The 12,971-nt window shown below is 68.9% G+C and carries 14 protein-coding genes; 8 read left to right on the top strand and 6 right to left on the bottom strand.

Annotated elements, in window-relative coordinates:
* The 5 genes from CJZ80_RS03970 to CJZ80_RS03950 form a co-directional block, all read left to right on the top strand.
* A partial coding sequence (locus tag CJZ80_RS03970; RefSeq protein WP_304442202.1) for an SbcC/MukB-like Walker B domain-containing protein occupies nt 1-1,755 on the top strand: 1,755 nt, incomplete at its 5' end.
* 133 nt (nt 1,756-1,888) lie between these two features.
* A complete protein-coding gene (locus CJZ80_RS03965; protein WP_144036901.1) occupies nt 1,889-2,374 on the top strand; it encodes a hypothetical protein in 486 nt (161 codons plus the stop codon).
* Nucleotides 2,371-3,414 (top strand): magnesium-protoporphyrin IX monomethyl ester (oxidative) cyclase, encoded by a 1,044-nt coding sequence (acsF, locus tag CJZ80_RS03960; RefSeq protein WP_094510750.1) that lies wholly within the window; start codon nt 2,371-2,373, stop codon nt 3,412-3,414. Before CJZ80_RS03965 ends, acsF begins: the two co-directional genes overlap by 4 nt.
* Nucleotides 3,411-4,178, top strand: coding sequence for a glycosyltransferase (locus CJZ80_RS03955; RefSeq protein ID WP_094510749.1), 768 nt, complete (start codon nt 3,411-3,413; stop codon nt 4,176-4,178). Before acsF ends, CJZ80_RS03955 begins: the two co-directional genes overlap by 4 nt.
* A 7-nt stretch (nt 4,179-4,185) precedes the next feature.
* Nucleotides 4,186-4,866 carry a long-chain fatty aldehyde decarbonylase gene (locus CJZ80_RS03950; RefSeq protein ID WP_094510748.1) on the top strand — a complete coding sequence of 227 codons (681 nt, stop codon included), beginning with the start codon at nt 4,186-4,188 and terminating at the stop codon, nt 4,864-4,866.
* A gap of 61 nt (nt 4,867-4,927) precedes the next feature.
* On the opposite strand, the gene CJZ80_RS03945 is transcribed toward CJZ80_RS03950, so the two are convergent.
* Both CJZ80_RS03945 and CJZ80_RS03940 read right to left on the bottom strand, forming a co-directional pair.
* Nucleotides 4,928-5,251 (bottom strand): Mo-dependent nitrogenase C-terminal domain-containing protein, encoded by a 324-nt coding sequence (locus CJZ80_RS03945; protein WP_094510747.1) that lies wholly within the window; start codon nt 5,249-5,251, stop codon nt 4,928-4,930.
* 165 nt (nt 5,252-5,416) lie between these two features.
* Nucleotides 5,417-5,773 (bottom strand): hypothetical protein, encoded by a 357-nt coding sequence (locus CJZ80_RS03940; protein ID WP_094510746.1) that lies wholly within the window; start codon nt 5,771-5,773, stop codon nt 5,417-5,419.
* Nucleotides 5,774-5,883: 110 nt separating this feature from the next.
* Between CJZ80_RS03940 and CJZ80_RS03935 the strand changes: the two genes are divergently transcribed.
* Nucleotides 5,884-6,624 (top strand): biliverdin-producing heme oxygenase, encoded by a 741-nt coding sequence (locus CJZ80_RS03935; RefSeq protein WP_094510745.1) that lies wholly within the window; start codon nt 5,884-5,886, stop codon nt 6,622-6,624.
* A gap of 140 nt (nt 6,625-6,764) precedes the next feature.
* Nucleotides 6,765-8,183: an oxygen-independent coproporphyrinogen III oxidase gene (hemN, locus tag CJZ80_RS03930; protein WP_094510744.1), complete on the top strand. Its 1,419-nt coding sequence runs from the start codon at nt 6,765-6,767 to the stop codon at nt 8,181-8,183.
* A gap of 9 nt (nt 8,184-8,192) precedes the next feature.
* On the opposite strand, the gene CJZ80_RS03925 is transcribed toward hemN, so the two are convergent.
* The 3 genes from CJZ80_RS03925 to CJZ80_RS03915 form a co-directional block, all read right to left on the bottom strand.
* The gene (locus CJZ80_RS03925) at nt 8,193-8,537 is read right to left on the bottom strand and encodes a helix-turn-helix transcriptional regulator (RefSeq protein WP_094510743.1); all 345 of its coding nucleotides are present in this window, start codon (nt 8,535-8,537) and stop codon (nt 8,193-8,195) included.
* A gap of 274 nt (nt 8,538-8,811) precedes the next feature.
* Entirely contained in the window at nt 8,812-9,348 is a 537-nt protein-coding gene (locus CJZ80_RS03920; protein ID WP_094510742.1) for an isoprenylcysteine carboxylmethyltransferase family protein, read from the bottom strand.
* 32 nt (nt 9,349-9,380) lie between these two features.
* Nucleotides 9,381-11,204, bottom strand: coding sequence for an SLC13 family permease (locus CJZ80_RS03915; protein WP_094510741.1), 1,824 nt, complete (start codon nt 11,202-11,204; stop codon nt 9,381-9,383).
* A gap of 305 nt (nt 11,205-11,509) precedes the next feature.
* On the opposite strand from CJZ80_RS03915, the gene CJZ80_RS03910 reads away from it, so the two are divergent.
* The gene (locus CJZ80_RS03910) at nt 11,510-11,929 is read left to right on the top strand and encodes a hypothetical protein (protein ID WP_233132780.1); all 420 of its coding nucleotides are present in this window, start codon (nt 11,510-11,512) and stop codon (nt 11,927-11,929) included.
* Here the strand turns inward: CJZ80_RS03910 and cysK are convergent.
* Complete coding sequence (gene cysK, locus CJZ80_RS03905) at nt 11,863-12,849, bottom strand: cysteine synthase A (protein ID WP_094510740.1); 987 nt, start codon at nt 12,847-12,849, stop codon at nt 11,863-11,865. The two genes, CJZ80_RS03910 and cysK, sit on opposite strands and share 67 nt — an antisense overlap.
* Between the last annotated feature and the right edge of the window lie 122 nt (nt 12,850-12,971).

Raw genomic sequence — 12,971 nt, 5'->3', positions numbered from 1 at the left:
CGGGCCACCGCCGTCGCCCAGCAGGAGCGGCTGGCGGCGGAGCAGGAGCGGGAGCTGGTGCTGCTCGCCAAGGCCCGCAGCGCCCGCGACCAGCTCGAAGGCCTGCAGCGGGCCGCCCGGGAGGCTGATGGCCGCGCCGTTGCCGCCGAAGCCATCGCCCCGGCCCGGGAGCGGCAGCACGCGGCCGAGGTCGCCAGGAACGGGGCCGATCGCGACGTCAACACGGCGGCCGCCGGCCTCAACGAGCTGCGGCGGCGCCAGATAGAGGGGATGGCCGCCCGGCTGGCCGGGGAGCTGGCCGCCGGAGCCCCCTGCCCTGTCTGCGGCGCCACCGACCATCCGGCGCCGGCCCGGCCCTCGGCCGATGCCGTGGACGACGGGACGATCGCCGCCGCCGAACGGACCCTGGCTGCGGCCACCAAGGCGGCACAGGCGGCCGCGGTGGCCCTGGCCAACGCCCAGGCCGCCCTCGGCGTCGTGCTGGAGAAGGTGGGCGACGGCGTCGATCCGCTCGCCGCCCGCCAGGCCGCCGGCGCGGCCGCTGCGGCCCACCAGGCGGCCCAGTCCCTGGCCGAAGGCCTGCCGGCGCTGGAGCAGCAGACCACCGATCGGGAGCAGCAACGCCAGCAGCTGGCCAAGGCCATTGAGGCGGCCGCCACCGCGATCGCCCTGGAGAACCAGGCCGCCGCCGAGGCCAGCCAGCGGCAGCAGACCCTGGCGGAGCAGGTGGCGCGAGAGCTGGGGGAGGGCCTGGAGCCGGGTGTGGTGCTGCGGGCCTTCGGGCCCCTGGAGGCCTCCCTCCAGGCCCTGGTGGCCGGTGCGGGCGCCCACACCCGTGCCACCAGCGAGCTGGAGCAGGCGGCCCGGCGGCTGAGTCAGGAACTGGCCGCCTCACCTTTCGCCACGGCGGAGGATGCCGCGGCGGCCCTGCAGGAGGAGAGCTGGCGCCTGAAGCTGGTCGAGCGGATCGCGGCCTACGAGGCGGCGGTGATCGAGCAGCGCAACCTCCTGGCCGCCCCCGATCTGGCCGATCTGCCGGAAGCCCGGCCCGACTCCGCCGCCGCCGGCGAGGCCGTGGCCCGCCTGGATGGGGCACGCACCCGGGCTGTGGAGCGCCACAGCGAAGCCCGGGCCGCCCAGCGGGAGATCACCCGCCTCACCGCCGAACACCGCACCGGCACCACCGCCCTGGCGGCGAAGCAGGAGCGGGCCGAGCGGCTCAGCGCCGTGGCCAACCGTTGCCAGGGCAAGGCGGCCCCCTACATCTCCCTGCAGCGCTGGGTGCTCTCCGCCTATCTCGCCGACATCTGCGGCTACGCCAACCAGCGGCTGACCCTGATGACCTCCGGCCGCTACCAGCTGCGGCTCACCGACGAGGGTGGCCACGGCGGCCGCAACGCCGGCCTGGGCCTGCGCGTGCTGGATGCCTACACCGGCGAGGAGCGGGAGGTGAGCAGCCTCTCGGGCGGCGAAACCTTCCAGGCCTCCCTGGCCCTGGCCCTGGGGGTGGCCGACACGGTGCAGGCCCACGCCGGCGGCGTGCCCCTAGAGGCCCTGTTCATCGATGAAGGTTTCGGCAGCCTCGATCCCGACAACCTCCAGCTGGCGATGGACGAGCTCGACCGCTTGCGCGAGGGCGGCCGCATGATCGGCCTGATCAGCCACGTGAGCGCCCTGCGCGAGCGCATCCGCGGCGGCATCGAGGTGATCGCCGGCGACCGCGGCTCCACGCTGCGGCTGAGCAGCAGCGTCTAGAGCTACGGCCACTGGCGATCACCGGGCTGGCCGACTGGGGCTGCGGAGTGGCGAGGACTGGCGCCGGACGGTTGCGGCCTGACCGTCATCCTCTAGTATCACGATGTCGTTATAGCGTTGAACAATGCCGCTGGTGTTGACGCTCCCCGCCCCCTCCCCTGCTGCGCCTCCCCTGCCGCCAGCCCCCGAAGCACTGCCGGCCGCCCGGCAGCGTGTTCGCTGGCAGCGGCGCGGCCGCAGCCGGCCCTGGCCGCGGCTCTGGTCGGAGCGCAGCCGGTTGCTGGAACGGCAGCACAGCCGCATCGAGGCGCTGCTGGAGCAGCTGATCGACGGCGAGGCCTCCACCGCCGGCTGCCGTCAGCTGGTGCGGGCCCTGGGTCTGCATCTGCGGCTGGAGGAGCGCTGGCTCGCCGAAGTGGGCTGCCTCTGCCCCGGCCATCGCTACAGCCACCGCCAGGCCGCCGAGCTCGCAGGCTGCACCCCCGCCGGCAGCGCCGAGCGGCTCGGCTGGCTGCTCGATCTGCAGGAGTGGTTCCACCTGCATCGCCATGGCGCCGATGCCGTCGCCTATGCCCGCGCCGCCGCCGCCCCTGTCCCCCTCTCGAGCGCCTCCCGATGACCGCCACCATCCGCCAGCCCGCCGCCGCCGCCACCCCGGCCGCCCCCCACCTGCGCGAAGACCTGCTGACGCCCCGCTTCTACACCACGGAGATCGACAAGGCCGCCCGCACCGACCTGGAGCAGCAGCGGCCTGCCTTTGAGGCGATGCTCGCCGAGATGGAGGCCGATCACAACCGCGACCACTTCGACCGCAAGGCCCCGCTCGACCGTCTGCGCGCTCTCAGCCCGGAAGCCAAGACCGCTTACGAGAGCTATCTGGTGCGGTCGTGCGTGTCGGAGTTCTCCGGTTTCCTGCTGTTCAAGGAGCTCTCCCGCCGCCTGTTCCAGGCCGAACGCCAGGAGCTGGGCCGCCTGTTCCAGCTGATGGCCCGCGATGAAGCCCGCCATGCCGGCTTCCTCAACCGGGCGCTGGTGGCGGAAGGGATCGAGCTCGATCTGCCCAAGCTGAGCACCAAGCGGCCGATCACCTGGTTCCCGCTCAGCTGGGTGCTCTATTCCGTGTTTCTGTCCGAAAAGATCGGCTATTGGCGTTACATCCTGATCGACCGCCATCTCAAGGCCAACCCCGACAACGCCTTTGCGCCGCTGTTCGATTTCTTCGAACCCTGGTGCCAGGACGAGAACCGCCACGGCGACATCTTCAACCTGCTGATCCGCTGCTGGCCCGGTCTGAAGCAGGGGCTGCGCGGCAAGTTGCTCAGCCGTTTCTTCCTCTGGTCGGTGTTTCTCACCCACAGCCTCACCGTGTGTGAGCGGGGCGATTTCTACCGCCTGCTGGGCATGGATCCCCGCCGCTTCGATGCCGAGGTGATGCGCCAGACCAACCGCACCGCCCGCCGCGCCTTCCCCTGGGTGTTCGACCTCGAGCAGAGCCGTTACCTGGAGCTGCGCGACCGCCTGGTCACCTGCTTCCAGCAGATGCAGGCGCTCAAGACGGAGCCGGGCGCACTGCTGCGCAGGCTGGGCCTGAAGCTGCGCTTCGCTGGGTTGTTGCTGCGTCAGTTCTGCCAGCCGATGGTGCCGGCGGAGGGGGCATGACCCACACACCCGCCGGCTTCGAGATCCCGCGCGTGTTCATCGGCTACGACCCGCGGGAACGGGTGGCGGTGAACGTGCTCGCCGATTCCTTTCAGGCCCGCTCCAGCCTGCCGCTGCTGATCGCTCAGGTGCGGCTCGATCAGCTGGCGGGGGTGTACCAGCGGGAGCGCGATCCGCGCCAGAGCACGGATTTCTCCTTCAGCCGCTTTCTGGTGCCCTGGCTGGCCGGTTACCAGGGCTGGGCCCTGTTCATCGATGCCGACATGCTCTGCCTGGCGGACCTCGCCGAGCTCTGGGCCCTGCGCGATGAACGCTATGCGGTGCAGTTGGTGAAGCACCAGCACGTGTGTGAGCAGGGGTTGAAGTTCCAGGGCATGCCCCAGACGCCCTACGGCCGCAAGAACTGGTCGTCGGTGATGCTCTTCAACTGCGCGCGTTGTATGGCGCTCACGCCGGAGCTGGTGAACAGCGCCTCGGGCCTGGAGCTGCACCAGTTCCACTGGCTGGCCGACGAGCAGATCGGTGCGCTGCCGCCTGAATGGAACGTGCTGGTGGGGGTGCTGCCCCTGCCGGCGGCCCCAAAGATCCTGCACTACACGCTGGGCGGCCCCTGGTTCGACGACTGCCTGACCATGCCCGCCTCAGACCGCTGGCTGGCGGCCCGCGCCGCCATGAACGAACCGCTGCCGGTGGAGCCGGCGGCTGTTGGTGCCCCCGAGGCGCAGCCTGTTGGCCATCACCCCCTTCCCGCTCCCATCACCTGAGGTCACCATGCCCGCTCCCGCGCTCACCCCTGCCTACCGTGACGCCTACGGCCGGATCAACGGTCTCGTGATCGTGGGTGAGGGGCTGGCCGATCGCCATTTCCGCCAGCTGGCGCAGCTGCTGCCGGAAGACGGCGACGAGCTGCGGAGCCTGGCGGCGATGGAAGGCCGCCACGCCTTGGATTTCGTGGGCTGCGGCCGCCAGCTGGCGATTCGCCCCGATCTCCCCCTGGCGCGCCGCCTGTTCGCGCCGCTGCGCGCCCTGTTCAATGAGGCGTTCAGCACCACGGACACGGTGGGGGCTCTGGTGATCCAGTGCCTGATCGTGGAAAGCTTCGCCGTGGCCGCCTACCGCTGCTATCTGCCGGTGGCCGATGCCTACGCCGCACCGATCACGGCGGCGGTGCTGGCCGATGAGGCCGAGCACCTCGACTACGGCGAGCGCCAGCTGGCGGCCCGCTTCCCGGCTGTGGCGGCGCCGATCAGCCGCTGGTGTGAGCGGGCGGTGCCGGTGGCGATGGCGATGTTGCGGGAGGTGCACGGCGATCTCGAAGCGATCGGCATCGATCCCAGTGCGCTGGTGGGGGAATTCATGGGCTGCCTGGGCTCGGCGCTGGAGGCGGTCGGTTTCGCCCCACGCCAGGCCACGCGCCTGGCCGCACGCCTGGCGGCGGTGGCCTGCGGCTGAGTGCAGGGGCCTGCAGCTGATTTCAGTGGCCTGAGGCTGAGCGCGGTGGCCTTCGCCTTGGTCAGGAGTGTTGCCGCCGGGCCTGAGGCTGGCGGTCCTGACGCCGTTCCTGCTGGCCTTGCTGGTGGGCCTCCAGGCGGCAGAGGGCACGGAAGCGCAGCGCCATCAGCTCATCGAACAGGGGGTTGATCTGGCAGAGCGGCGGGATGTGCAGCACGGTGTGGCCCGCGATCACCACGGTGCGCTCGAACGGGCAGCGGGCAGGAATCAGCCGCACCAGCAGGCGGGCCAGCGGCAGGGAACGCGGGCCGATGCCATCGAGCCAGTGGCGGAGCCGATCGATCAGAACCCCTTGGCGGGGGCCCCGGAGCGGGCTGAGGGTCATGACGGAAGCCCTGGTCACCAGGGAGGAGTGAGGCGAAGACGGCGTGGGGCTGGCGGTCGGCGGAATCCGGGCGCGCGGACCAGCGGCACCACCAGACCCTGAAGCGGCCCGGTGGGTCTGGCTGTCGCGTTGGACACCTCGGTGTGGAGGTCCTGAACGGAGACCTCAGAGCGTCACTGCCGCCAGCGGCGCCCGCGGCGGCAGCCCGCCGGCCCGGTTGTGCAGCTGCTGGGGGTCGAGGACGGCTGTGCTCACGCTGCCGCCGAAGCGCAGCTGCAACCAGGTGATCACCGCCGGATCAGCCGCCACCACTGCTTCCTGACCCGCGCCATGCTCCGGCAGCAGGGCCGCCAGCACCACCGGGCGCAGGTACCACAGCTCCACGTTGGCGCCCTGCCTGTCGCGCCGCTCGGCGATCAGCTCCCGCAGCTGGCCGTCGTCGCTGAGCTGGCCGCCGGGAGCCAGCAGCAGCTGCAGCGGCCTTGCGCCGCAGACCTGGGGAGTGGAGGGGATGGCAGCCATGGGTGCTGAACGTTGCAACGAATCTGCAACGACGAAACAACGGCATAACGGTAGCGCGATACCGTTAGCTGGTTCGGCCTCTGTCAGGCCCCGCCCCGGTTGCCTTCGCCATGACCACCACGCACCCCGCCGCGGCCTCCAGCCCCGCGCCCGCCCCCCCAACCGCTACCTCCCCGAGCGACCTCTCCGATCACGCCAGCCCCGCCGACCTGGCGGCCCGCAAGGGTTTCGGCCCGCGGGTGCGCCGTCTGCATGGCCGCATCGGCGCCGCCCACCACCAGGCCGAAGGTATGGAGTTCTCACGCGCCCTGCTCGACGGCCAGGCCAGCCCGCTGCAGCTGGCAGCTCTGATCCGTGCGCTGGGCCCCGGCTACGCCCTGATCGAGCAGCAGGGCCCTGAGCTGGCCGCGGCCCTTGGTGCGATCGACTTCCCCTGGGCGGCGCTGGCCCGCAGTGCTGCCCTCGCCGCCGATGCGGCAGCCCTGGCGGCAGCGCCCGCCACGCCGCGCTCCGCCGCTGCCGCCCTCTGGCTCGAGCATCTGCAGGCCCTGGCCCAGCAGGCTCCGCACCGCTTTCTGGCCCACGTCTACGTGCGCTACGGCGGCGATCTCTCCGGCGGCCAACAGCTGGCCCAGCAGGCCAACGCCATCCTGGCGGCCCATGGCCTGCCGGCCGTGCGCTTCTGGGCCTTCGATCAGCCGCTGCCGGTGCTCAAGGCCGCCCTGCACGACGCCTTTGAGCAACTCGACCTGAGCGAGGCGGAAGAAGGTGAGCTGCTTGATGAAGCGGTGGTGGCCTTCCAGGACACCCAGCGCCTGCTGGCCGAACTGGGCGATCTGGGCGCCGCCTGAGCCCGAAAGCTGGCGGCCGGCAACTGGCGTCTGCTGCTGGCGGTTGGATGTCGTGCCTCAGGCCCTCCCGCCGCGCCATCTGCCCCTGGCTGCTGCCTCTTCCCCTCTTTCCTCACTCTCTCCTGCGCGCCCCCCGTCCCATGCCCACCACTGCTCCTGCCCGCCTCGAACCGCTGCAGCTGCTGCTGAAGCACGACAAGCCCGTGCCCCGCTACACCAGCTACCCCACGGCCGCCAGCTTCCACACCGGTGTGGGCCCTGGTGAACTGGCGGCGGAGCTGGCCCGGCCGAGCAGCGAGCCCCTGTCGCTCTACGTGCACATCCCCTTCTGCCGTCATGCCTGCTGGTACTGCGGCTGCAACCGGATCACCACCCAGGCCGGCTCGAAGGTGGTGGGCCCCTACCTGCAGGCCCTGGGCCGGGAGCTGGCGCTGATCCAGCAGGCCTCGGGCCAGCGCCGGCGCCTCAGCCAGCTGCACTGGGGTGGCGGCACTCCCAATTACCTGAGCGTGAGCGAGCAGGCGGAGCTTTGGGCGCTGATCGCCCACCACTTCGATCTGGAGCCCGGCCTGGAAGCCTCGATCGAGGTGAATCCGGAATTCCTCAGCCGTGACGAGGTGCTGGGCCTGCGCCGCCTCGGGTTCAACCGCATCAGCTTCGGCATTCAGGACGCCGATCCGGAAGTGCAGGCGGCGGTGAACCGGATCGTGCCGCCCGATCAGCTGCGGCGGGCGATGGGCTGGATGCGGGAGGCGGGCTTCGAGAGCGTGAACGTGGATCTGATCTGCGGCCTGCCGCTGCAGACGCCTGACCGTTTCGCCGCCACGATCGCCCTCGTGGAGGAGCTGCGGCCCGATCGGGTGTCGTTGTTCAGCTTCGCCTACCTGCCCGAGCAACTGCCGCTGCAACGCAAGATCGCTGCTGATGATCTGCCCAGCCAGCGCGAGCGGGTGCTGATGCTGCAGGGCGCCTATGACGCCTTTACCAGCCATGGCTATGACGCCATCGGCATGGACCACTTCGCCCTGGCGGAGGACAGCCTGGCCGTGGCGGCCCGGGCTGGCCGCCTGCATCGCAATTTCCAGGGCTACACCACCGGTGGAGAGCTCGACCTGCTGGCGATCGGCGTCACGGCGATCAGCCAGTACCCCACCCTGTTCAGCCAGAACCAGCGGGATCTCCGGGCCTATCTGAAGGCGCTGGACGCCGGCGTGTTGCCGGTGGAGAGGGGGCTGGTGGTCGAGGATCCTGACGAACTGCTCAGGCGTCGCATCATTCAGCGCTTGATGTGCGATTTTCGCGTCGATTTTGCCCACCTTGGCGGCGCAGATCAGACCGGCCAAGCTATAAACGCCCAGGCTGGAGCAGAGCCGCTCAACGGCCCCCAGCGGTTCGCGGCAGAATGGGCTGACCTGCAGGCCCTGGAGGCCGACGGCCTGCTGCAGCTGGAGTCCAATGGCTTCCGCGTCAGCACGGAAGGACGCTGGCTGATCCGCACGATCGCTGCGGTGTTTGATCCTCGCCAGCGACTGAAGGCCAGCGGGTCGCGGTTGGTCTGAGGCGACGAATCAGGCGGCCTGCAGGTGCTCAAGCTGCTGTTCAAGCCGTTCCCGCAGGCGGCCCATCACCAACATGCAGAGATCGTCCACCAGCGGCTCGTCGGCGGTGTAGATCAAGCGGGTGCCCTCCCGCTCACAGCGCACCAGCCCCGCCCGCTGCAACTGGCTCAGCTGGCGGCTGATGTGGGATTGGCTGAAGCCGGTAGAGGCAATCAGGGCGGCCACATCCTGGGGGCCCGTCTTTAACAGACAGAGCAATTGCAGCCGCGCCGGCTCACTCAGGAGGCGAAAGAACTGGCTGAGTTCTTCAAGAAGCTGGGGGGTTGGAACTAGCCCATCGGCCGCAGCACTCATTACGCAAAATACCTAGCAACGCCAACCATCATGGCGTCATGTTTGCCGTTTTGGGGTGGGTGACGCACCTTTTGAGTACGTGAGAACCGGACCAAGAACTGAAGAATCCGATCGTCATGCACATCCTGTCGCATGTTGACACTTATGCGGAAAAGGGCATAACAGCTTTAATCAGATAGGGTTGACAGCGTCTTTGCGGCATCGCCCGCCTGCAGGCGGAGGCGGAGATGCCCGGAAACCTGATGCAGGCGTTGGCCTTGCCCTGCGCACCGCATCAGCGCCAGTCGAGCCAGGGGAGTGACGGCACGATCGCCGGCGTGCGCTCCCGGTAGGCGGGATAGTCGGGATGGGTGGCGCACAGGGCCCGTTCCTCACGCCGGGCCTTGCCGCCCAGCACGGCGGCCAGGCCCAGCAGCAGCAACAGGTGCAGCAGGCTGCCCAGGGCGATCACCATCCCCAGCGAGCAGAGCAACACTGCCTGGTACAGCGGATGGCGGCAGCGGCCGTAGGGCCCTGCCGTCACCAGGGCCGCACCGGGCATCGGTTCAGGCAGCGGCGTGAGGCTATCTCCCAGGTTCAGGAACGCCTGCAGGGCCAGCCCCAGACCCACGACCAACAGGGCCAGGCCCACCAGCTGCAAGGGCAGCGGCCAGTCGATGCCCAGGCGGCTGGGCGGTGGCGTGGCCGGCAGCAAATGGGCGGCGATCAGAAGCAGCTGGGCCGCCAGCCACCATTCACCACGGCGGTTGTCACGCCAGCCGCTCCAGCTGAAGCCCCAGTGCTGCAGACGTTCGTTCAGCTTGCTGAGCACAGGAGGGCTTGGCGCTTCCCTCCAGTGTGGGCTCAGATGCCGAAGTGGCGGCAGATCAGCCAGGGCATCGTCACGGCCAGGGTGAGGGTGAGTGGCAGGCCGTAGCGGGTCATGTCGAGAAAGCGGTAGCGGCCGGGGCCGAACACCATCAGGTTGGTCTGATAGCCGATCGGCGTGAGGAAACTCTGGCTGGCGGCGAACATCACGGCGAAGATGAAGGCCATCGGCGGCAGATCCAGCCCTTTGGCTACCTCGGTGGCGATCGGAATCAGCAGAACCACGGTGGCTCCGTTGCTGAGGGCCTCCGTGAAAATCTGCGCGAGCACCGTCACCGACAGCAGCACCAGATAGGGCGACCAGCCCTGCATCGAGCGCAACAAATCGGTGGCGAGCGCCTCGGCCAGCCCGGTGGATTGCATCGCCACGCTGAAGCTGGTGAGTGAGCCCAGCAGCAGGATCACATCCCAGCGGATCGAGCGTTGCAGCTCTCCGGGACGCAGGCAGCCGGTGGCCACCATTGCCACCACCGCCAGCAGAACCACTGCCATCAGCGGCAGCAACTTGAACATCGGCAAAAGGATCACCAGTGCCGAAATCACCACCGCCACCCACTTACGGCTGGTGGTGGGCAGGTCTTTCTCTAATTCGTCGAGCAGCACCAGGTCGTTGTTGGCCTGCATGCCGCGGATCGCATCGAGCGGGGCCTGAAGCAGGAGGACGTCGCCAGCCTGCAATTGCACGCGCCCCAGCAGCTCGCGCAGCACCTGGTTGCCGCGCCGCACCGCCAGCAGGGTGGCGTTGTAGCGCTGGCGGAAGCGCAGATCCCGCACGCTGGAGCCGACGATCGCAGAACCATCAGGGAGAAGCACTTCCACCACGCGCTGGGGGGAAGTGCTGGAAGCCCCGGCCAGTTCCTGAACGTCTTCGTCAAGATCGGTGATCGGCGCCAGGGTCACGGTGTGCTCTTGCTGCAGGCGCAATAGGTTGTCGCGATTGCAGCGCAGCATCAGCCGGTCGCCGGCCTGCAGCACGAGATCCGCCAGCGGGGCGGTGAAGCTCTCACTGCCCCGGTGCAGCTCCAGCACGTCCACGTCGAAACGGCGCTGGAGCCTGCTGTTGTGAAGCGATTGTCCAATCAGTTCCGATTCCAATGGAATCAGCACGTCGGTGAAGTATCCCTCGCGAGCCATGGAGCCGAGCAGGTCGTCGCCTTCAAATCCCCGATCGGGGAGCATGCGCTCGGAGAAGAACAGCATGTAGGCCGAGCCGATCAGCCAGATCGGAATCCCGATCGCCGTGAAGCTGAACAGCTCCAGCGAGCCATAGCCGAGCTGGCGGCTGACATCGCTGGCGAGAAGGTTGGTGGAGGTGCCGAGCAGGGAGATGGTTCCCCCCAGCACGGTGGCGAAGGACAGGGGCAACAGCACTTTCGAGGGGGAGATGCCGCGCCTGTGGCACCAGCCCTCCAGAACCGGCAGCAGGGTGGCCACGATCGGGGTGTTGGGCACGAATGCCGAGATCGGGGCCACCACGCCCACCATGAGCGCGATCATGCGCTTCGGGCTGCGCACCGCATCGGACCCGATCAGCGCCCGCAGACGATCGAGGCCGCCGCTGCGGAACAATCCCGCCGACACGGCAAACAGGCCCATCAAGGTGATCAGGGCAGGGCTGCCGAACCCCTGAACGGCCTCATCGGGTTTGAGCACCTTGAAGGTCACCAGCAGGGCAGCGGCCAGCAGGCCGGTCACCTCCGGCGCCAGCCAGCCGGTGATGAACAGCACGATCGCGCCGGCGAAAATCAGCAGCGTGATCAAACCCGCCGGCTCTGAGGCAACAGTGAGGAAGGCGCTCATGGTTCAGACCTCAATACCGTGCCATTGGTTGCCGCTGCGTCAGCTCTGATTGCGAACCAAGGCGCCCATACGGCCGCATGGGCCAGGAATGGCGATGCTGACAACGGCGATGGGAGCGATGACGATGGCCGAGTCAAGCACCCCTGATGGCAAGCTGCTGATCCCAGTGCATTCCTTGCCCCCACTTTCCTTTCCGGCTGATCGGCTCCCCGCAGTGGACCGCTCCATGCGTCTGCGCTGGTTATGGCTGGCCTGGCTCCTGGCCATGCTGTTCCACGTCGACCTGGGGCTGATGCCCCTGTTCCATGGCCTGTCACCAGAAAGAGAGCCAGGTGCCGGTGGCGGCGCTGCCGCTGCTGTTCGGGGCGATGCTCGCCTACTTCCTGGTACCGCTCGCCTGCCTTGTCACCATCGCCTATGCCGCCAGTGATCCGGGCCATCCTGCCCGCTGGCGGCCATGGCGGCGGCTGCACTTCTGGATCAGCGTGGTGTACACCATCTCCAACCTGCCGCACCTGATCGCCGATATCCTCGTGCCCGATTCACGCCCCGATCAGGTGGCGCTGATGGTGGTGCTGGTGCTGATCGGCCTGCTGATCAACCGCGAGGGCTGGGCCTGGTGGCGGGAAGCCTCCCGCATCGCCGGCCCAGCTGCCGCTCAGCGGCCCGCGATCGCCAGCCCGGCCTCGTCGAACACGCCTTCGAACAACACGGAGCTGAGGTAGCGCTCGCCGGAATCGGGCAGCACCACCACGATCGTTTTGCCGGCGTAGGCCTCTTCCGCAGCAAGGCGCAGGGCAGCCACCGTGGCGGCACCGCAGGAGATGCCGGCCAGGATTCCCTCCTCGCGCATCAGCCGCCGGGCCATCGCCACCGCCTCCTGATCACTCACTGTCTCCACCCGGTCCACCAGTTCCACGTCCAGGTTGTCCGGCACGAAGCCGGCGCCGATGCCCTGGATCTTGTGGGGGCCGGGCTGGATCGGCTGGCCTGCTTTGGTCTGGCTGATCACCGGGCTGTTCACCGGCTCCACCGCCACCGACACCAGCGGCTTGCCCAGGGTGTTCTTGATGTAGCGGCTCACGCCGGTGATCGTGCCGCCCGTTCCCACACCGGCCACCAGCACATCGATGGCGCCATCGGTGTCGGCCCAGATCTCCGGACCGGTGGTGTCGTGGTGGATCTGGGGGTTGGCCGGGTTGGCGAACTGCTGCAGCAGCACGTAGCGGTCGGGGTTGGAGGCGGCGATCTCGCGGGCCCGTCCCACGGCCCCGGTCATGCCGAGCCGGCCCTCGGTGAGTTCGAGCTTGGCGCCGTAGGCCGCCAGCAGCTTGCGCCGCTCAAGGCTCATCGTTTCAGGCATCGTGAGCGTGAGCGGAATGCCGCGGGACGCCGCCACGAAGGCCAGGGCGATGCCGGTGTTGCCGCTGGTGGGCTCGATCAGCTCCTTGCCGGCTCCCAGCAGGCCATCTTTCTCCGCTTGCCAGATCATGGCGGCGCCGATGCGGCACTTCACCGAATAGGCGGGGTTGCGGCCCTCGATCTTGGCCAGCACGGTGGCCTTGCAGTCACCCACCACCCGGTTGAGCCGCACCATCGGCGTGCGCCCGATGCTGAAGCTGCTGTCGGCGAAGATCGTGGTCATCGGAACATCAGTTGGTAAGAGCAGCCTGGCAGCAACAGGGCCAGCTGGCTCGAAGGCTGTGCGTCCTCGTTTACAGCTGCCGCGCAGCCCGCGCCCAAGCCTCCGAACTGCAAGGCCAGCCC

The organism is Synechococcus sp. MW101C3, assembly GCF_002252635.1.
In the GTDB taxonomy this organism is placed as follows: domain Bacteria; phylum Cyanobacteriota; class Cyanobacteriia; order PCC-6307; family Cyanobiaceae; genus MW101C3.
The sequence above is the reverse complement of the archived record's forward strand: the minus strand, read 5'-3'. Positions and strand labels throughout refer to the sequence as shown.